We start from the raw sequence: 18,456 nt of genomic DNA on the forward strand, positions 1-18,456 counted from the left end.
GCGGCCCTGGTCGCTCCGGTCGGGGATGGACGCGAGCGGGCTGGGCTACCCCTGCTTTGGGGTCAGTCGTCGTCGGCTGCTGTCGTGCGCCGGTCGTCGAGGGCGTCCAGGCGTTCGACGAGATGAGTGTGGCGGGCGTCGAGGTAGGTACGCATGTTGTCCAGAGGGCTGATGAGTTCGGCGGCGTCGGTGGCGCCGAGCGGCGGCCGGTGGCCAAGGGCGACGGCGTGAAGGTGGAGCTGTCCGAGCGGCCGCTGGGGGTCTTCTCCCGCCAGATCGTGCTCGCCGACGCCCTGGACACCGAGCACATCCAGGCCGACTACGACGCCGGGGTGCTCACCCTGCGCATCCCGATCGCCGAGCGCGCCAAGCCCCGCAAGATCTCCATCGGCGTCGGCTCCGCCCACAAGGAGATCTCCGGCTGACACCAGCCCGGACGGGTGCGGAGGACGGATATCTCCCCCTCTCCGTCCTCCGCATCCGCAGTGATGGACAGCCCGACGCAAAAAGGGGATGGGGTGGCGGCCGGTTGGCCGTGTGACACGCGGCGCTCCTCGACCGCGTACAGCAACGCGGCCAGACGGCACTTGAGAGGAAACCGAGCGCGCAGCCCGCGCCGCACACGCCCAGCTCGCGGCACGCCTGTCAGAAGGCTTTGCCCTGACCCTGCTCGATCCGCCGCAGAGCGCCGAGCGACAGCCACCGCGCGGTTCGTGCGCGCGGATCGTCGCCCGACGCGCGGGCGGCACCGAGCAGACCGCGACCTGGGACGTCAGCGCCCTGCTGCACGCCATCGCCGACACGACAGGCGAGGACCTGATGGGGCAGCCCCTGTTCCCGCTCTCCCATCGGCTGAGGCCTCGTCTTCGGTCACCCCTCAGCCCACCTGACACCCCACCGGGGTGCCGCACCGGGCGCCCCCACGGCTCCATGAAAGGCATGCACCGCAGTGATCTCCGACGTGCGCGTACCGCTTGAGCAGCAGCAGCCGTACTCGACGGCGTACGAGCAGATGCTGGAGAAGGTCCGCTACGAGGGCGCCTACCCCACCCGTGAGCGGGCCGACGACGCCGTCCGCCTGGTCCTCGCCGGGCTGGGACGCCAGCTGACCGGCGACGAACGCGTCGATCTGGCCGCCTGCCTGCCCCTGGAGGCCGCACGTGTGCTGACCGCGCAGATCCCCGACACCCAGCCACTGACCGGCTGGGCCTTCGTCAAGGACCTCGCCGCCCGCACCGGCGCCTCCCCGGCCACCACCCGCTGGGACACCGGCTCCGTCTTCGCCGCCGTCACCGCCCACGCCGGACCCGACCTGATCACCCGCATCCTCCACCAACTCCCCAACGGCTACGCCCTGCTGTTCGGCGAGGCGGAAATCACCTCGGCCGCCTAGCCGACGAGCTCGGCGCGGAGATGGTCGTGCCGGTCGCGGTCCTTCTCGATCGTCTCCAGGCCCGGCGCGAGGTTGAGCGAGACGTGAAGACGGCCGTCCGGCGTGTCGACGGGGACTCGGCCGAGTAAAGCGCCGCGTCGAGTCCGTCGATGCCGCGGCGGTGGGCTCCACCGGTCGGCCATGCGCCTGGCCGACCGGGTCCTGGTTCGCCGACTCCAGGTGCGCTCGGCTACTCGGTTCGGCTACCTCGCCGCGATGGTCTCGCGCAGGGTCAGCTGACGTTCCAGTTCGGTGTGCAGGGCCGAGGGCAGGTCGCCGGCTTGGGCCCAGGTCAGCAGGTGCTCGGCCACGGTGCGCAGCTTGATGTTGGTGCGCATGGACATCTCGCGCAGGACGTCCCAGGCCTCCTCGGGTGTCAGCCGTCCGACGGTGAGGACGACGCCGATGGCCTGGTCGATGACCGCGTGCGAGCGCACGGCGTGCTTGAGCTGGTCCACGTGTGCTTCCAGCGCGTGGACCCGGTCGGTCCGGGCTGCGGGGTTCTCGCCATCTGGGGCCCGGCGTGGCTCCCTCCGAAGCCCAAGGGTGGGGAGCCGCGGGACCGCTCCACGCGGGTTCGGAGCCGAGGCGGGGCGGGGAGGCTGCTGGGCACCTGTCGGCGAGGGATGGGGCCTGGTGGGGGGGCAGAGGTGTTGAGGAAGGTGCGGGCAGCGGTGGCCGAATCCCGACTGCGGGGACGGAGAGCAGGGCTGCGTCGGTGATGTCGGCGCCGCCGAAGGCCTTGCCGTACTTGCGGGCGGACCCGCGGCCTTCGAAGGTGGAGGTGCGGGCCTTTGGCTCCATGGCGGGCATGGCGAGTTCGGTGCCGGACGGACTCCAGGGCGGACAGCGAGACGGCGAACCCGATCGATCTGCAACCGCCAGGTTGCACATCATGGAGTGGCGTGCAACCCTGGAGTTGCATCAGCGTCGGAGCGTACGGAGTCCCCTCGTGAGCGAAGACCGGATCGAACGAGAAACCCTGATCGAGGCGTCTCTGGAGCGGGTCTGGTCCCTGGTCGCCGAGCCCGGATTCTGGGTGGCCGACAAGGCGAGCCTGCCCGGCACCGTGGCCAGGGAAGGCGAGACGATGCTGGCGAGGAACCCGGAGTACGGCGACTTCCCGGTACGTGTGGAGAAGATCGAGCCGCCGACCTACCTGGCCTACCGCTGGGCCAGCGCGTTCCCGGGAGAAGAGCTGCGCGAGGACAACAGCACCCTCGTGGAGTTCATCCTGACACCGGAAGGCGGCAAGACGCGGCTGCGCGTGGTCGAGAGCGGCTTCGCGGCCCTCGCCGGACCTGAGGAGCTGCGCGGCAAGGCGGTCCAGGACAACACCGGCGGCTGGCAGCAGGAACTCGACGCGCTCAAGTCGCGCGCCGAACAGCCCACCACGTGACCGACGAACCCCGCGGCGCCGTCGAGGCGGTCGACACCGTCCTGGCGGCTCTGGCCGACCCGACGCGGCGCCGACTGCTCGAACTGCTCGCCGCGCAGGGCGAGGCCACCGCGACGACGCTCGCCGCACACCTTCCCGTCTCGCGTCAGGCCGTGGTCAAACACCTCGCAGTCCTGGACAGCGCCGGACTGGTGACCGGCGGTCGCATCGGTCGCGAGGTGCGCTACACGGTGCGGCCCGCAGCGCTCGATGCGACGGCGCAGTGGATGGCCTCGCTCGCCGCGGACTGGGACCGGCGGCTGGCGCGCATCAAGCACATCGCCGAGGCGGCGGAGCGGGACTCCCGAGCCGCAGACGAGCCGTAATGGTCCGCGCCCACCGGCGCGACCCCGCAGAGGAGAATGATCATGTCTACGGAGAACCGACACCTCACACACGCCCCTGCCGCGTACGCCTGCATGCTGGTGCGCAGGCCCGCAGCAGAGGCCTTCCAGGCGTTCGCCGATCCCAAGGTCACCTCCCGGTTCTGGTACAGCAAGAGCAGCGGGCCCATGGTCGAGGGGGCCCAATTGCGCTGGGAGTGGGAGACCTACGGGGCATCAGCCGACGTCCGCGTCCGGGAAGTGCAGGAGGGGCGCCTGATCCGCTTCGAGTGGGGCAACTACGAGCAGCCGACCACGGTCGAGCTGAAGTTCACCCCGCGCACGCCCCAGGCCACCTTCGTCGAGGCCACCGAGACCGGCTTCCAGGGCTCGGGGGACGACACCGTCCGCTGGGTGAACGACACGGTCGGCGGCTTCACCACCGCTCTGTGCGCGATGAAGGCCCTGCTCGAACACGACATCGAGCTCAACGCCGTCCCTGATCACCATCCAGCCTGATCACCCCCCGGAGCCCGTCCCCGCAGCCTTCGGCTTCCAGTCACGGGTGCCGTCGCCCGGTAGAGGCCTCCGGCCGGGGTGGGGTCAGGTTCACGGGTAGGGCGAGCGGGCCGCGGACGACCGCCTGGGGCTGGCGCCAGCGGAGGGAGGGCAGGGGGGTGCGGGGAGTGAGGTCGGGGGCGGCCGTGGCCAGTTCCTCCAGGGCGACGCGGAGCTGGGTGCGCGCCAGTTGGGCGCCCAGGCAGGTGTGGGCGCCGTGGCCGAACGTCAGATGGCGGGCGGGGCAGCGGGTGAGGTCCAGACGGTCGGGGTCGCGATGGGCACGCGCGTCGAAGTTCGCGTGCAGCAGCGACACCACGAGCGCCTCCCCGGCCCGTACCACGACCGCCCCGAGCCGTACGTCCTGCCGTGCGACGCGCGTGAAGCTCATCGGAACGACCGGTGCGTGGCGCAGCAGCTCCTCCACCGCCGCGGCCGCCGCGCGGTGCGGCGCCGCCGCCAGGCGGTGCCACTGCTCGGGGTGTTCGAGCAGCGAGACGACGGCCAGGCCCAGCTGGCCGATGGACGTCTCGTAGCCCGCGTTGAGCAGCAGCTCGACCAGCGCTGTCAACTCGTCGTGGCTCAGTGCGCCGCCTTCGTCGTACGCCGTCGCGAGGGTGCCGAGGACTCGCTCGCCGGGGTCGCGGCGGGCACGGTCGATGAGGTCGCCGATGTAGGCGCGCAGCGCGTCGCGGGCCGGGCCCTGTTCCTCGAAGGTCCCGGAGGTGACGCCCAGCGCGCGGTCCGCGAGACCGGCGAACCGGGCGTGCTCGGCCTCGGGTACGCCCAGGACGCGGCAGATCGTGGCGGCCGACAGCGGCATCGCGTACTGCGCGACGAGGTCGATCCGGTCCCGCCCGGCCAGGAGACGGCGGGCCTGCCGCCGGATGCCCTCCTCCAGACCGGCCACGGCCCGAGGCGTGAACGGACGGTTCACCAGGCGCCGCAGCCGGGTGTGCCGCGGTGGGTCGAGACTGGTCAGGGCCGCCGGGGCCGGGCGCATCGGGTGGAGGGCCGGGGCCTCGGGGGCGACGGCCGCAGTGCGGCTGAACCGCTCGTCGGTGAGGACCGCGCGGCCCAGGTCGAAGGCGGTGACCAGCCAGACGCGGTCGCCCGTGGGGGCGACGACGGGCGCGATGTCCGCCACGCCGTTCGCGGTGGACAGGAAGTCGGGAAGCGGCCCGTGCTGGCCGACGGTCCGGCTCGGCAGGTTCAGGGGATTCATGAGTACGCGTGTGCTCCCGATCGAGGGCGGCAAGCGGCAAGCGTCACGTGGCGCGCGGGAAGCGGCGGGGCGGTGGACGGCGGGCGCGCAACCGGTCATGCGCCCACCCGGTCGTGCGCCCACCCCCCCCGCCGCCCCGGCGCTTCTCCAGTCAGCTGGCTGCGTGCCGCGTGCCCCGTGACCTGCTCGTCACGTGGCGGTCTTGGTGCCGACGACGAGGTACTCCGGGCCGTCGAGATGGCGTACGGAGGTGTCGGTGAAACCGGCCTCCTCCAGCCAGGACCGGCAGTCGGCACCCGTGTAGCCGAGGCCTCCGGCGGAGACGAGCGACACGTTCAGGCTGATCAGCAGGCCGGTGGTGCGGTCCCTGCGGTCGTCGTCGATGAGGGACTCGTAGATGAGCAGCGAACCGCCCTCGGGCAGCGCCTCGTACGCCTTGCGGATCAGCATCTTCTTGATGCCCAGGTCCCAGTCGTGCAGGACGTGCCCCATCACGAGGGCGTCCGCCGTCGGCAGCGGGTCGGTGAAGAAGTCGCCGCCCTCGAAGCGCACCCGGTCGGTGATGCCGAGCTGCTTGGTGTGCGCCGTGAACCCCTCCTCGACCACGGGAAGGTCGAAGCCGATGCCCTCGATGTGCTCGTGCCGGGTGAGGATCTGGGCCAGGAGGGACCCCTCGGCGCAGCCCACGTCCACGACCGTGCGCACGTTCCGCCAGTCGTGGGTCTCGGCGAGCGCGTGGTTGGCGCCCATGCTGTAGCCGGTCATCGCCCGCAGGAAGCCGGTGACCTGGTCCGGCGCGGCGAAGGCCGCGCCGAAGGTGTCGCTGTCGGCGTCGGCCTCGACGAGGGAGGCCTCGGTGGGCGCCGCCGCACCGGAACCCCCGGAGTTGCCGGACGCCGCCAGGGCGCGGGTGAAGTCGAGCCGCCCGCCCGTGCGCAGCCCCTCCGTGAGACCGGCCCAGCAGGGGAAGCCCGCGTTGAGGAACTCCAGATAGCCCGAGATGTCGGTGGCGGGCTTGGCCGGGTCCAGGTGCCGGTCGGCGAGCGGGGAGTTGTGGTACACGCCGTCCCGCCGGTCGAGCAGGCCCATGGAGACCAGGGCGTCGAGGAAGTCGGCGCCGCCGCGCCCGGTGATGCCGAGACGGGCGGACAACTCCGCTCTCGTCGAGGGGCGTTCGGACAGGGCGGCGAAGACCTTCAGTTCCACGGCGCTCAGCAGGACCTTCGACTTCCAGAAGGCTACGGCGAGGTCGATGATGGCGTGCGGGGAATCGGGCCTGGCGGGGTCGGGCGTGGTGGGCCCGGGGGTGGTGGGGTCAGTCATGCGGAACTCCGTTCAAGGCGAGGCGTGTCAAAGAGGTGAACCGGTGGTCTACGTCAGGTCCAGGTCCCGGTAGAGGGCGTCACCGATCGCGATCATGCGTGTCTGGTGTTCCTCCTGCCATGTCTTGCCGTTGAGGTGCAGCGCCACGACGAGTCCGGCGTCGGGGTCCGCGAAGGCAGACGAGGTCCACAGGCCGTAGTGGCCGAAGGCACGCAGCGAGGCATGACGGCTGAAGGCCGTGCAGATCTCCCCCAGGTGGTGGGACTCGTTGCGGAAGCCGAGGCCCCAGTCCGCGTTGCCGAACGCGTCGACCAGACCCACCCGGTGGCGCGCGGTGAGCGCCATCACCGTCTGCGGGCGCAGCACACGACCCGTCCGGCCTTGCCCGCCGTCCATCAAGGCCTCGAAGAACAGCGCCAGATCGGACATCGGGCCGCGGATGTTGAGGCCCGGGATGGGCCGGGTGCAGGACGCCTCGGTGGCGTACCAGTGCGTGGGCTGGATGGGGGCGCCGCCGCCCGAGAGGTGGATGAGCGGCAGCCGGTCGGCCAGCTCGCGGTACTCCGGCGGGCTGAGCACGACCCGGGTGGCGTCCATGCCGCAGGGCGCGAGGACCTCCTCGGCGAGGTAGTGCTCGTAGTCGCGCCCGTCGAGCGTCCGGACCACCTCGGCGATCAGGAACCACGCCCACCACGGCGCGTACGCGATCCGGGCCCCCGGCCGGGCGTCGGGCGGCACCGTCATCGTGCGCAGCCGTTCCCGGCGCAGGGCGAGGGGAGCGGCCATGACGCCGTGCAGCGGATCGAGGCCCATGGGCACGGCCGAGGTGTGGGTGAGGAGCTGGTACAGCGTGACGCTCTCCCGGCCCTCGCCGGTGAACCACGGCAGATACGCGGAGACGGGTGCCAGCGGATCGAGCAGGCCCCGCTCCCACAGCTGCCCCACCGCCACGGCACCCACCGACTTGGAGCAGCAGTACCAGATGGGCAGGGCGGTACGGGTGAAGGGGACACCGGGGCGGCAGTCGCCGAGGGCCACCGACAGGCGGGTGCCCGACGCGCGGTGGACGACGGCGAGCTGGGCCCCCGGTGTGCTGCGGCCGAGCTCCGCGCGCAGGACGGCCAGGGTGCCCGGCAGGATCTCCGCGGCCCGGCGGCGGGCCTCTTCCTCGTCCTCCTCCTCGTACGACTGCCCCTCCTGCTCCTGTTCCACGGTGTCGGCCCGTCCCGGCGCGGGGTGCGGGCGGCGGCCCTGCGGCGCGGGATCCCCGGCCGGGGGCGGGTCCGCGGTCACCGCGCGCAGCCGCGCCAGGACGCCCGCCCGGTCCTGCTGGAGCATCCGGTCCAGGAAGAAGACGAACAGGAACACGCCCTCCAGGCGCACCCCGTCCCGTTCGAAGAGCCGCACCCGCCGCACCCCGTCACCGAAGAGGAACACGGCGGCGTCCGCGACGCTCAGCGTGAGCACCAGAGCGGGCCGCTCGCCCCACTCCCCGCTGCTGAACCGCAGCTGCCCGGTGGACAGGTCGGCCTGGACGAGGACGCGCTCGGCTGTTCCGGCGGGAGCATCCGTGAGGCAGACGCCGAGGCGCACCGCCGAGCCCTCGTCCAGCGGTTCGGCGGCCGTCAGGTGGGCGGCGCGCCGCAGCCACCGCGCGGAGAAGAGCGGGCTGGGTGCGTCGGCCGTCGGCGCCGCTGCGGCCCGCGGCGCGGCGTCGGCCTGCACTACGTCAGCGACGCCGGTCACGTCAGCGACACCGGTCACGTCACCGATCCCGGTCACCGCACCGGCCCCCGTCACCGCATCGCCCCCGCACCCGGCGCCCGCTGGGCCCGCGCGACGGTGAAGCGCACCGCCGACGTGGTGGTCAGGCTTCCGTCGGGGGCCCGCAGCCGCTCGAGCTCGGCGTTGACCGCCGCCTCGGCCCGCTCGCGCGACTCGGCAGGCACGCCCTCCCAGAACATCCGCCCGGCGGTGGACCAGACCCAGTCCCACCACTGGTGCGGCCCCCGGAAGCGGGTCACGCACGACTGCTCGACGGTCTCCGCCGTGGCGTAACCGGTCTCCTCCAGCATCGCGTGCAGCGCCTCCACCGAACGGAACGGGCTGTCCTCGGGCAGGGCGTGCGAGGAACCGCCGCGCCCGTAGGGAGCGCTGGCCGCGAAGACCGGATCCCAGCGGGGGTCGGGCCGCCCCCACCAGGACAGGGCGAGCCGACCGCCGGGGCCGAGCAACTCCCGGTAGCGGGCCACGGCTTGGCGCGGATGGGGCAGGAAGAACAGGGAGATGCCGGCGAAGACGACGTCCACCGAGCCGTTCGCGGGCGGGGCCACGCCCTCCTGGGGGCTCCAGTCGATCGTCTCGGCGTCCGCGACCACGGCGTGGGCGTGCCTGAGGCCCGCCTCGCGCAGCGCCGCACGGGAGCGCGCGACCATGCCGGGTGACAGGTCGACGCCGACCGCGCTGCCGGTGGTGCCGGTGGCCCGGGCCGCGGGGACGAGGACGGCGCCGGTGCCGCAGCCGATGTCGAGGAGCCGGTCGCCGGGCAGCACGTCCGCGAGGGCGACGAGCCGTTGACCGAGGTCGGCGAAGTGGTTGACGCCGACCCGCTCGTAGGTGGGGGCGCTGCGGTCGAAGAGCCCGGCGAGCGCGGCCTTGCGCTCGGCGTCGGTGACGGGCCGCTCGACGGTCCGGGCGGAGCGGGAGGCGGGCGGGGCGGAGGCAGCGCTCTCGGTCACGGCGAGGTCCCTTCGGGGGCGGATGAACTGCGGGGCGGTAAGGGGCGCCCGGTGCGCACGGGGGCGCCCGCGCGGGCCGAGGCGTAGACGGCGGTCACCACCTCCAGGGCACGGCGGGCGCCGTGCCCGTCGGCCAGCGGAGGGCGGCCCTCGCGTACGGCGGCGCAGAAGTCGGCGAGCTGGTCGCGGTGCGGCTGGTAGAGCAGACCGCCCCGGTCGCGCGGCGGCTCGGGCCGCCGCGGCGGCAGGACGTCGGCGACCTGGTTGCCCGCACCGAACGCGCCGTAGGCGGAGGCCCGTTCGCCCTTGCGGGCCGCGTGGAAGTAGACCAGTTCGTCGTTGTCGATGACCGCGCTGCCGCGGTCCCCGTGCACCGCGAGGCGCGCGGTGCGCCCCGGATAGGCGGCCGTGGTGGCGAGCAGTACCCCCAGGGCGCCCCCGGCGAAGCGCAGACTGGCGCTCGCCACGTCCTCGACATCGATGTCGTGGTGGGCGAGGAGGCCGGTGTGCGCGGCGACCTCCGCGACCGGTCCTGCCAGGTGCTGGGCCAGGTCCACCAGGTGCACCGCCTGGTTGATCAGCGCGCCACCCCCGTCCAGGCGCGGGGTGCCGCGCCAGGAGCCGGAGGCGTAGTACGACTGCTCGCGCCACCACGGGAGCTCGACGACGAGGGAGGTCAGCCTCCCGAACCGGCCCTCGTCCACGGCGGACTTGACGAGGCGGACGGCCGGGTCGAAGCGGTGCTGGGAGACGACCCCCAGGGTCAGGCCGCTGTCCCGTGCCGCGTCGAGCAGCCGGTCGGCGGCGTCGAGCGTGACGTCGACCGGCTTCTCCACGAGGACGTGCTTGCCCGCGCGCAGTGCCGACACGCCCACGTCGGCGTGCGTGCCGCTCGGCGTGCAGACCACCACGGCGTCGATGTCGGGCCTGGCCAGGAGGTCGGTGACGGTCAGCGGATCACAGCGCAGGGCCGCGGCCGTGTCCTTGGTGCGCTGTGGATCACGACCGGCCACCGCCATCAGGCGGGCGGCGTCGGGCAGGCCCTCCCGCTCGTGGGTGAGCAGCCGCCCGAGGAACGAGCCGAGCACACCGCAGCCGATGATGCCGAAGCGGAGCATGTGCCTCACCCCGCTGTCGGGACGATGGAGTTGCCCAGGAAGTTCGGCAGCGCGGTCAGGCGCTGCTGCTGGGCGTCCAGGTCGGTCGGGTAGGTGGCGCGGTAGTGCCGGGTGACCTCTTCCACCTCGCGCCAGGTCGTCGGCGTACGGCCGCCGTTGTGGGCGGGCGCGAGCTGGTCGTACAGCGTGGTGCCCGGCCGCAGGAAGAGCTGGTTGATGCCGAACCAGGCGGGCAGGTCGGCGGCCCAGTCGACGAGGCGGCCCGAGATGCACGCCTCGTCGCCCGGCAGGCCCATGAGGACGAACGCGAACGGCACGATGCCCGCGTCGCGCAGCTTCAGGACGGCCTGCTTGATCTGCTCCTCGGTGACCCGCTTGTGCACGCCGGTGTCGGCGACCGCGGGCGACTCGGCGCCCAGCCACATGCCCTGGCAGCCCGCCCGCGCCCACTGCGTCACATCGCTCTTGAGCACCATCTCCGCCCGGGTCTGCCCCACCCAGCCCAGGTCACGGCCCTCGAGGCGCCGGCACAGCTCGCCGTAGAAGGTGCGGTTGATGCCGAAGACGTAGTCCAGGAAGAACACGAACTTGAGGCCGGCTTCCTGCTGGGCGTCGATCTCCGCGACCACCCGGTCCAGGGGCTGGGTGCGCATGCGGGTGCCGAACGGCAGGTGGCAGTAGGTGCAGCCGTACGTGCAGCCACGGGCGGCCAGGACCATTCCGCACGGGCCGGGCAGCGGCAGGCCGCCGGAGATGACCTCGGCGGTGTAGTCGGCGGTGGGCACCAGGTCGAAGGCGGGGAAGGGGGAGGAGTCCAAGGGGAGGGCCGGGTAGGGCTTCGGGCGCGGGGCCGGGGAGTCGAGCAGGTTGTGCGGCGAGCTCCGGTCGCACAGGATCCGGTCGTCGACGCCCGCGAGCAGGTCGGCGACGGCGCCGACGGTCGCCGAGTCGGTCTCGCCGACGGCCACGTGGTCCACGGCCAGGTCGGCGCGGGTGGACTCGGGCAGCTGGGTGCCGTGCGGGCCGACCGCGACCGTACGGGCCGCGGGGAAGCGGGCGACGGCCCGCTCCACGGCCGCCCGCACCGGACCGAGGTCCAAGGGGTAGCACTGGGCCCGGTCCGCGATGGCGCTGTAGACGACCAGGACGTCGAACGGGCCCGGGTCGGCCGGGGCGTCCTGGAGGCGCTGGTCCCAGATGGTCACACAGTGGCCCGCGGCCCGCAGGTGGCCGGCGGCGGTCACCGCGTCCAGGGGGAGTTGGATGAAGTACCGGTCGAAGGGGTTGCTGGGGATGACGAGGCAGACGCTGCTCATGACGGTTTCACTTCCACGGTGGGGATTCGGGGCGCCGCCGGTGACGAAGCCCCGACGGGCAGCTGTTCCTGGGCGCGCGCTCGGGCCGCGAGCCGACCGATGCGGGTGAGGCCACGCAGGTCGGGCGCGGGGTGCGCACCCGGGGCGAAGAGCGTGGACAGGGCCCAGCGCAGGGCGTTCTCCATGGGCGAGTCGTGGATGAGCCACTCGCGGGCGCCCTCGGCCCGTCGCATGGTCAGGCGGTGCATGTTGCGCGGCAGGGGAGTGCCGCCGGGCAGGGCGACCGGGTCCAGTTCGAGGCTGAAGGACACCGGGCCCGCGTCGACGCGGACGAGGCGCTGCCTGCTCTCGGCACCCGGGGGCGTCCGCGGGCACCAGCCGGGCACGGGGCAGCCGGGCCCGGCCTGCGGGCCGACGATCGTCGAGTACAGCTCCACGGTCGGCCCGTCCTGCGGGCGGGTCCTGTCGTGGGCCGCGACGCTCGTCAGCTCCGGGTCGTGGGCGACCGCGAGGTCGTGGGCGCCGGGGTCGGTCGCCAGGTAGCGGTCGTGCACGCCGGGCGGCAGGACCGTGCCGAGCAGGGCGAGCATGTGCAGCCACTCGTAGCCGAACACGCCGTAGTCGCGGTCGACGAAGCGGCCCGAGGCGATGTCCGCGCGCCGGTCCTTGCCGAAGGCGATCCGCACGGCGTCGATCGGGTGGCCCGGTGCCCACTCCTTGCGCGCGGCCTTGAGGATGCCGGGTGCGGCGGCGTGCGCGTACTGGTTCATGACGACCAGGCGGCTCTCGTCGTACTTGGCGAGCAGCGCGGCCAGGTCGGCGGCCTCCCAGGAGCGGCACACCGGCTTCTCGACGAGGAGGCGGGCGCGTGGGTCCCGGTCCAGGACGGCGGCGACCGTCTCCACGTGCGCGGCGGTGGGCGTGCACACCGACCAGACGTCGACCGGTGTCCGGCGCGGCACGTCCTCGATGCGGGTGAAGGCGGGCAGGGAGGGCGAGAGGCGGTGGGCGGCCGGGTCGACGACCGAGACGCGCACGCCGAGCCCGCCGAGCAGCCGGTGGTGCAGTTGTCCCGCGACGCCGTAGCCGACGACGCACACATGCGTCCTACCGGACATACGCGTCTCCCCCCGGCGTCGTGGTGTCGGTGGGTCCGGTGCCCGCGGGGCGCCCTTCGCGCAGGTAGCAGTCGTAGTACGCGGGGAAGAGACCGGCTTCGTCGATGAGTTCGTCGACGACGTCGAGGTGCACCCCCGGGGCGAAGGAGTCCACGTCCCGGCACAGGCGCTTGGCCGCGAGCAGGGTTCCGGCCCGGTAGGCGTCGTACCCGCGGTTGGCGATGCCCTCGTACTCGTACAGGTTGAGCGAGCGGCCGTCGCCGAGGAGCGTGACCGTCGCGCCGTGCGGCAGATGGTGGCGTACGCCCACGTAGGGGACGGGCGTCGACGTCGCGCCGCAGCGGCCCTCGCTGAGCACGCTGAAGTCCTTGGTCGCGAAACCGGCGAGGAGCGTGCCGTCGGCGAGCAGTGGGACGTCCCGCTCGGTGACCGCCGTGCCGCCGCTGCTGCCGATGACGAGGAAGGGACGGTGGTCGGTGAGCGCCTCGGCGATGGTGCGGTGCGTCTCGAAACCGTCCTCGGCGGCCGTGATGAGCGCCAGGATGTCGGTATCCACGACATGGACGCGACAGCCGAGCGCGCGCAGGGCGTGCGCCACCCGGTTGCCGAGCGTGCCGTAGCCGAGGACGAGCACATGGCGGCCGATGAACTTCTCCCCGGGCACGATGGCGCGCAGCCGACGCACGCAGGAGTCGGCGATCTCGTTGTAGCCGAGGCGCGACTTGAGCTGCGAGCGGGCCATGTTCAGGACGGGCACGGCCAGTCGGCCCGGCGCGTCCTGGATGCGCTTGAGACCGCTGACGGTCAGTTCGATGGCCGCGTCCACCGGCTCGACGAGACCGTTGTCGCTGCCGCGGCCCTGGGCGAGCAGCCCGCCGTCGTCGATGACGAGGACCTTGCGGCCGACGGCGTGCGCCCGGCGGATGAAGTCCTCCACACGGGCGTCGACGGCCAGTGCCTCGGCCCGGGCGGCCTCGTCCGCCGTCCCGTTGATCACCGAGTTGTCCAGGACGTCGCTGGCGTAGCCGCGGTGCAGGAACCACGCGTGCACCCGGTCGCGGTGCAGCGTACGGTCGCCCTTGGACAGGGCGTAGATCCACTCGGGGGCGATCCCGGCCCGCTCCATGGCGAGCAGCAGGCCCACGCTGTTCTCCACGTAGTGGTCGCGGAAGATCAACGCCCAGTCGGCGAAGGCGGGCTCGGGAGCGTCATAGCGTCCGAGCAGCGGCATCGCCGCCACGATCGAGTCGGCCTCGGCCTGCGTGTAGCACCGCGCGCTCCGCTCCAGCTCCTCCACGAGCGCGGCGAACACCGACTGCGCGCGCGGCGGCAGCGGCCCGGACGCCGACACGAGCACCCGGTGCCCGCCCGCCGCGGACGCCACGGCGTCGAGCGTTCCCGGCGGTCCGGCGGGCAGGGGAGCGCTGCGCACCGTCAGGACGGTGCCCTCCACGCGCACCGCGCACCGGCCGGGCCCCTCCTCGAACAGCCGGGCCGGTTCCCTGAGCCAGGTCTGACCGGCGATGACCGTGCGCACCGCCGCCAGGACGGCGACGGGATCAAGACAGCCGTCCACGACTTCGAACGGGCCGGACTGCCCGCACTGCGACACCTCCTCCTGCTGCTGAACGTGTTGCGAACCAATTTCAGATACCGACATATGTCCACCCATGCCCAGGCGTGCATTCCTTGTGAGAACAGCCTTGTGTGGCCCCGCCGTTGCCCTGTGCAGAGCACCGGCGCCCGGCCTCGGCAGCCACTCTCCGCCGGGAGGGGGTGCCCGGGCATCTGTCGGACGACGAGCCTCTCCGCACGGCGAAGGGGGCAGGAATTCTGCAACACCGCGGCATAAACCTCCGGCCATCCGTCATGCCGGGCGGGATAGACCGCGGAGCATCAGTCAATGCATCAGTCGACGGGGGCGGTCACAGCGGAGGGCAATCTGGCATGTTCGTCGGTCGGGAGCGGGAACAGTACGAACTTGCGCGCGTCGCCGCCGCGTTGACCGAGGGGCACAGCGCGTCGGTCGTCGTACGGGGGCCGGCCGGGATCGGCAAGAGCGCGCTGCTGCAGCACCTGCGGCACTCCTTGAAGCCGGAGGCCACGGTCCTGACCGCGATCGGCGTCGAGAGCGAGACGGAGCTCTCCTTCGCCGCCCTGCACCAGCTCCTGTTGCCCCTGCTCCCCGACGTGGACCGGCTTCCGCCGCCCCAGAGCGCCGCCCTGCGTGCGGCCTTCGGCCTCCAGAGCGCCCCCGCCGACCGGTTCCTGGTCGCCCTCGCCGCGCTGACCCTCCTGTCGGAGGCCTCCCAGAGCGGCCCGGTGCTCCTCCTGATCGACGACGCCCAATGGCTCGACACCTCCTCCACGGACGCCCTCCTCTTCGTCGCCCGCCGCCTGGGCGAGGAAGCCGTGGGGATCGTCTTCGCCGTACGCGACGGCTCCCGCCCCTTCTCCGCGCCGGGTCTGCCCGAACTGCGCGTGGGCCCCCTGGACACCGCGGCCGCTCGCGCCCTGCTCACCCACCACCTGCCGGAAGCCGCCCCCGCCATCCGCGACCGGCTCCTGCGCGAGGCCGACGGCAACCCCCTGGCCCTGGCCGAACTCCCGCGTGCCCTCAGCCGCCCCCAGCTCGACGGCGCCGCGGTCCTGCCCGAGGAGCTCCCGCTCACCGAACGCCTCCAGCGCCTCTACCGGCACCGCGTCAACGGCGTCCTCACCCGCCCCGGCAACGCCCTCGTCCTTGCCGCGACCGAGGGCGACGGCGACCTGGCCGTCGTCCTGCGCGCCGCCAAGGACACCGACCGGGCCATGGACGAGCTGGGCGCCGCGGAGAGCGCCGGGCTGCTCGACCTCGACCAGCAGCGCCTGCGCTTCCGCCACCCCCTGGTCCGCTCCGCCTTCTACCAGGGCACCCCCCTCAGCGGCCGCCGCGCCGCCCACATCGCCCTGGCCGAGGCCCTCGACCCCGGTGACGACCGGCACGTCTGGCACCGGGCCGCCGCCGCGATGGGCCCCGACGCGCAGGTCTGCCACCTCCTCGCCGAACTCGCCGACCGGGTGCGGGGCAGCGGCGGCGTCGCCACCGCCACCAAGGCGCTGCGCCGCGCCGCCGACCTGGCACCCTCCAATGGCCTGCGCGCCCGCCTGCTGATCGACGCCGCCGACTGCGCCTGGACCGCCGCCGAGGCCGGTCAGGCCCACGCCCTGCTCACCGAGGCCGAGCCGCTGGCCGACCAACCCGCCCTGCGCGCTCGCCTCATGCAGGTGCGCGGCGCCATCGCGCACGCCTCCAGCGACCCGTCCAGAGCCTGCGCGATCCTCCTCGAAGGCGCCGCGCTGGTCCAGGACACCGACCCGCACCTCGCCCGCGAGTCCCTGGCCATGGCCGCCCGCTCCGCGTGGGTCGCGGACGACCCCGGGCGCCTGGCGCACATCGCGGGGCTTCTGGACGAGCTGGCCGCGGCGGACACAGCGGCCGCGGCGGAGACCTTTGCGCGGGGCGCCCTTGTGCGGGACGGCACTGTGGCAGGTGTCGCTGGAGCGGCTGGCGCTGCCGGTGCCGGGGCCGGTGCCGGGGCCGGTGAGGGTGCCGTCGTGAAAGACGGTGCTGAAGCGGACGTCACGGTCCACGGTGCCGGTGCGGGTGCCACCGCGACAGGCGGTGCTGAAGCGGACGCCACCGCGACAGGTGGTGCCGGAGGAGACGTCACTGCGCCGCGCGTGCCTGGAGTGGGCGTCACTGCGTCACGCGTGCCTGAGGCGGACGCTACCGTGCCGCGCGTGCCTGGTGCGGGCCTCACCGCTCCACGCGTGCCTGAAGCCGACGCCACCGCGCCGCATGCCGTCGCAGCACGCGGTGCCCGCGACGCCTTCGGCTGCCACCTGCGCTACCTCAGCGGTCTCGCCGCAGATTCCACGACCACGGCCACGGCCACGACTGCGACTGTGCCCACGCCCGCGAGTGCGGACGGCGCCGACGGCGGCGCGGATGTACGCGGCGCCCGCATCCCCGAGACCTGGCTCGACCCCGACGACCCCCACCCCTGGGTATGGCCCCCGACGTTCCTGCCCCACCTCCTGAACGTCACCCTGCCCTGGCGCGACGACCTGGAGCGGGCCGTGGACACCCTGCGCCGCCACGGCGCGATCGGCGCCCTGCCCATGTCCCTGGCCCCCCTCGTCGCCCTCCAACTGGTGACCGGCCCCTGGCCCGATGCCACCGCCAACGGCAGCGAGGCGCTCACCCTGGCGCGGGAGACCGGCCAGCTCGGCGCCGCGAGCCATCTGCGCGCCATGCTCGCCTGGATGGCCGCCGCCCAGGGCGACAGCGCCCGCTGCCTGCGCCTGGCCCGGGAGTCCCTCGACGTCGCCGTGCCGCGCCGCATCGCCAGCGCGGTCACGCTCGCTCACTGGGCGCTCGGCCTCAACGGCCTGGCCGAGCGCCGCCCCGGTCACGCCGCGCAGGTCCTCGGCGAAGTCTGCGCGCCGGGCGGCTCGGCCGAACACTTCATGCTGCGCCGCCTGGTCCTGCCCGACTACGTGGAGGCCACCACCCGGGCGGGCCAGCACCAGCGTGCGGAGAAGGCGATGCGCCGCCTGGGCGGCCCACAGCCGCACGACGGACCGCACCTGCTCGCGGCCCGGCTGCGCTGCCAGGCCCTGCTCGCCCAGGGCGAGCGCGCCGAGGAGCTCTTCACCGCCGCCCTCGACAAGGCCGACACCTCACCCTTCGAGACGGGCCGCACCCGCCTCCTGTACGGCGAACGCCTGCGCCGCGACCGCCGCATCAAGCTCGCCCGCGAACAACTGCGCCTCGCCGAGATCCAGCTCCGCCGGATCGGCGCCCGGCCCTGGGCCCGGCTGGCCCGTATGGAACTGGCCGCGGCGGGCGACCGCTCCGCCCAGGCGGCCGCCCCCGCCAGAACCTCCGACCACCCCGCCCTCACCGCACGCGAACAGCAGGTCGTACGCCTGGCGGCCCAAGGCCTGAGCAACGGAGAGATCGGCGCCCGCCTCTTCCTCAGCCCCCGCACCGTCGGCTACCACCTCTACAAGGCCTTCCCCAAACTCGGCGTGGCCTCCCGGGCCCAGCTCCTGGGGATGGCCTTCGACTAGGGCCGACTAGGGCGTGCACAAGGGGGGGGAAGGTCACCGCCAAGGGCGGCCCGCTACCGCAGCCGCCCATGAGCCGTCAATTGTCATTTCCTGGATTTAACGGTTCCTGTACCCACTCTTCTCCCAGTTAACTCACCCATGTGTACCGGGTGTTTCGTGATGCCAGTCACGGTTGAACTTGATTCGCGTCCCACGTAGTGTGATCATCGCCGCCGAGAACGGGGGAAGTGCAGGCTGGTCGAGCGACCCGTAACGGGCGCTTGAGTAACAGAACTTGGGGGATGTGCGGAGCCGTCACCATCGTGTGCGACGGCCGCTTACGGGGGATTTCGCCGCTCTGGCATGAAGTAAATGACCGCTGCCTGCTGTCTGTTCAGGCGCGGCTTGCTGTGTGTTTGGACAGGTGTGTTCCCGCCCGCGTCCCTCTCCGTGCATGCCGAGAGGTGCAGTGTGAGCAATCCATTTGAAGACGATGACGCCCAGTACCTGGTCCTGGTGAACGATGAGGGTCAGTACTCGCTCTGGCCTGCGACGATCGAGGTCCCCGCAGGCTGGGAGGCGCGGTTCGGGCCGGACGCCCGCCAGGCCTGCCTCGCCCATGTCGAGGAGAACTGGGCCGACATGCGCCCGTTGAGCCTGGTCCGGGAAACGGAAACCGCGGCTTCTTGAACACGGCGTGGCATGGTACGGCAGTAGCGGTTCCCGTCGCTGTCGTCGCCGCCTTCGCCTGCGTTTAGCCAATTGCCCAA

15 protein-coding genes and 1 pseudogene are annotated in these 18,456 nt (G+C 73.0%); 7 read left to right on the forward strand and 9 right to left on the reverse strand.

The genetic code is table 11. The features are described 5' to 3' along the window. Positions 1-194: 194 nt before the first annotated feature. Positions 195-425: pseudogene (locus ACIG3E_RS22390) on the forward strand (Hsp20/alpha crystallin family protein); the annotation flags it as partial. A 524-nt stretch (positions 426-949) separates the two neighbouring features. Further along, positions 950-1,393 (forward strand): DUF2267 domain-containing protein, encoded by a 444-nt coding sequence (locus ACIG3E_RS22395; protein WP_399619146.1) that lies wholly within the window; start codon positions 950-952, stop codon positions 1,391-1,393. 242 nt (positions 1,394-1,635) lie between these two features. Here the strand turns inward: ACIG3E_RS22395 and ACIG3E_RS22400 are convergent, their stop codons facing one another. Further along, positions 1,636-1,890 carry an ANTAR domain-containing protein gene (locus ACIG3E_RS22400; RefSeq protein ID WP_399619149.1) on the reverse strand — a complete coding sequence of 85 codons (255 nt, stop codon included), beginning with the start codon at positions 1,888-1,890 and terminating at the stop codon, positions 1,636-1,638. Positions 1,891-2,384: 494 nt separating this feature from the next. On the opposite strand from ACIG3E_RS22400, the gene ACIG3E_RS22405 reads away from it, so the two are divergent. From ACIG3E_RS22405 to ACIG3E_RS22415, 3 genes are read left to right on the forward strand one after another with little or no spacing between them, the layout of a single operon-like run. Then, the gene (locus tag ACIG3E_RS22405) at positions 2,385-2,831 is read left to right on the forward strand and encodes an SRPBCC domain-containing protein (protein ID WP_399619151.1); all 447 of its coding nucleotides are present in this window, start codon (positions 2,385-2,387) and stop codon (positions 2,829-2,831) included. Next, entirely contained in the window at positions 2,828-3,196 is a 369-nt protein-coding gene (locus ACIG3E_RS22410) for an ArsR/SmtB family transcription factor (protein ID WP_399619154.1), read from the forward strand. Before ACIG3E_RS22405 ends, ACIG3E_RS22410 begins: the two co-directional genes overlap by 4 nt. A 42-nt stretch (positions 3,197-3,238) precedes the next feature. Then, a complete protein-coding gene (locus ACIG3E_RS22415; RefSeq protein WP_399619157.1) occupies positions 3,239-3,712 on the forward strand; it encodes an SRPBCC family protein in 474 nt (157 codons plus the stop codon). 40 nt (positions 3,713-3,752) lie between these two features. On the opposite strand, the gene ACIG3E_RS22420 is transcribed toward ACIG3E_RS22415, so the two are convergent. The 8 genes from ACIG3E_RS22420 to ACIG3E_RS22455 form a co-directional block, all read right to left on the reverse strand. Continuing rightward, the gene (locus ACIG3E_RS22420) at positions 3,753-4,976 is read right to left on the reverse strand and encodes a cytochrome P450 (RefSeq protein ID WP_399619160.1); all 1,224 of its coding nucleotides are present in this window, start codon (positions 4,974-4,976) and stop codon (positions 3,753-3,755) included. 189 nt (positions 4,977-5,165) lie between these two features. Then, positions 5,166-6,299: a methyltransferase gene (locus tag ACIG3E_RS22425; RefSeq protein ID WP_399619163.1), complete on the reverse strand. Its 1,134-nt coding sequence runs from the start codon at positions 6,297-6,299 to the stop codon at positions 5,166-5,168. Positions 6,300-6,347: 48 nt separating this feature from the next. After that, the gene (locus ACIG3E_RS22430; protein ID WP_399619166.1) at positions 6,348-8,063 is read right to left on the reverse strand and encodes a serine hydrolase domain-containing protein; all 1,716 of its coding nucleotides are present in this window, start codon (positions 8,061-8,063) and stop codon (positions 6,348-6,350) included. A gap of 32 nt (positions 8,064-8,095) precedes the next feature. Further along, positions 8,096-9,037, reverse strand: a complete 942-nt coding sequence (locus ACIG3E_RS22435; RefSeq protein ID WP_399619169.1) for a class I SAM-dependent methyltransferase — start codon at positions 9,035-9,037, stop codon at positions 8,096-8,098. Continuing rightward, complete coding sequence (locus tag ACIG3E_RS22440; RefSeq protein ID WP_399619172.1) at positions 9,034-10,155, reverse strand: Gfo/Idh/MocA family protein; 1,122 nt, start codon at positions 10,153-10,155, stop codon at positions 9,034-9,036. The genes ACIG3E_RS22435 and ACIG3E_RS22440 overlap by 4 nt, the downstream gene beginning before the upstream one ends. Before the next feature lie 5 nt (positions 10,156-10,160). Further along, on the reverse strand, positions 10,161-11,471 hold the full coding sequence (locus ACIG3E_RS22445; protein WP_399619175.1) for a B12-binding domain-containing radical SAM protein: 1,311 nt from the start codon (positions 11,469-11,471) through the stop codon (positions 10,161-10,163). After that, complete coding sequence (locus ACIG3E_RS22450; protein ID WP_399619178.1) at positions 11,468-12,589, reverse strand: Gfo/Idh/MocA family oxidoreductase; 1,122 nt, start codon at positions 12,587-12,589, stop codon at positions 11,468-11,470. Before ACIG3E_RS22450 ends, ACIG3E_RS22445 begins: the two co-directional genes overlap by 4 nt. Beyond that, on the reverse strand, positions 12,579-14,201 hold the full coding sequence (locus tag ACIG3E_RS22455; RefSeq protein ID WP_399619181.1) for a hypothetical protein: 1,623 nt from the start codon (positions 14,199-14,201) through the stop codon (positions 12,579-12,581). The genes ACIG3E_RS22450 and ACIG3E_RS22455 overlap by 11 nt, the downstream gene beginning before the upstream one ends. Before the next feature lie 335 nt (positions 14,202-14,536). On the opposite strand from ACIG3E_RS22455, the gene ACIG3E_RS22460 reads away from it, so the two are divergent. Beyond that, positions 14,537-17,707 carry an AAA family ATPase gene (locus tag ACIG3E_RS22460; protein WP_399619183.1) on the forward strand — a complete coding sequence of 1,057 codons (3,171 nt, stop codon included), beginning with the start codon at positions 14,537-14,539 and terminating at the stop codon, positions 17,705-17,707. A 450-nt stretch (positions 17,708-18,157) separates the two neighbouring features. Further along, entirely contained in the window at positions 18,158-18,376 is a 219-nt protein-coding gene (locus ACIG3E_RS22465; protein WP_399619186.1) for an MbtH family protein, read from the forward strand. Positions 18,377-18,456 lie beyond the last annotated feature (80 nt).

It is taken from the genome of Streptomyces sp. NPDC053474, from assembly GCF_044544845.1.
Lineage (GTDB): Bacteria > Actinomycetota > Actinomycetes > Streptomycetales > Streptomycetaceae > Streptomyces.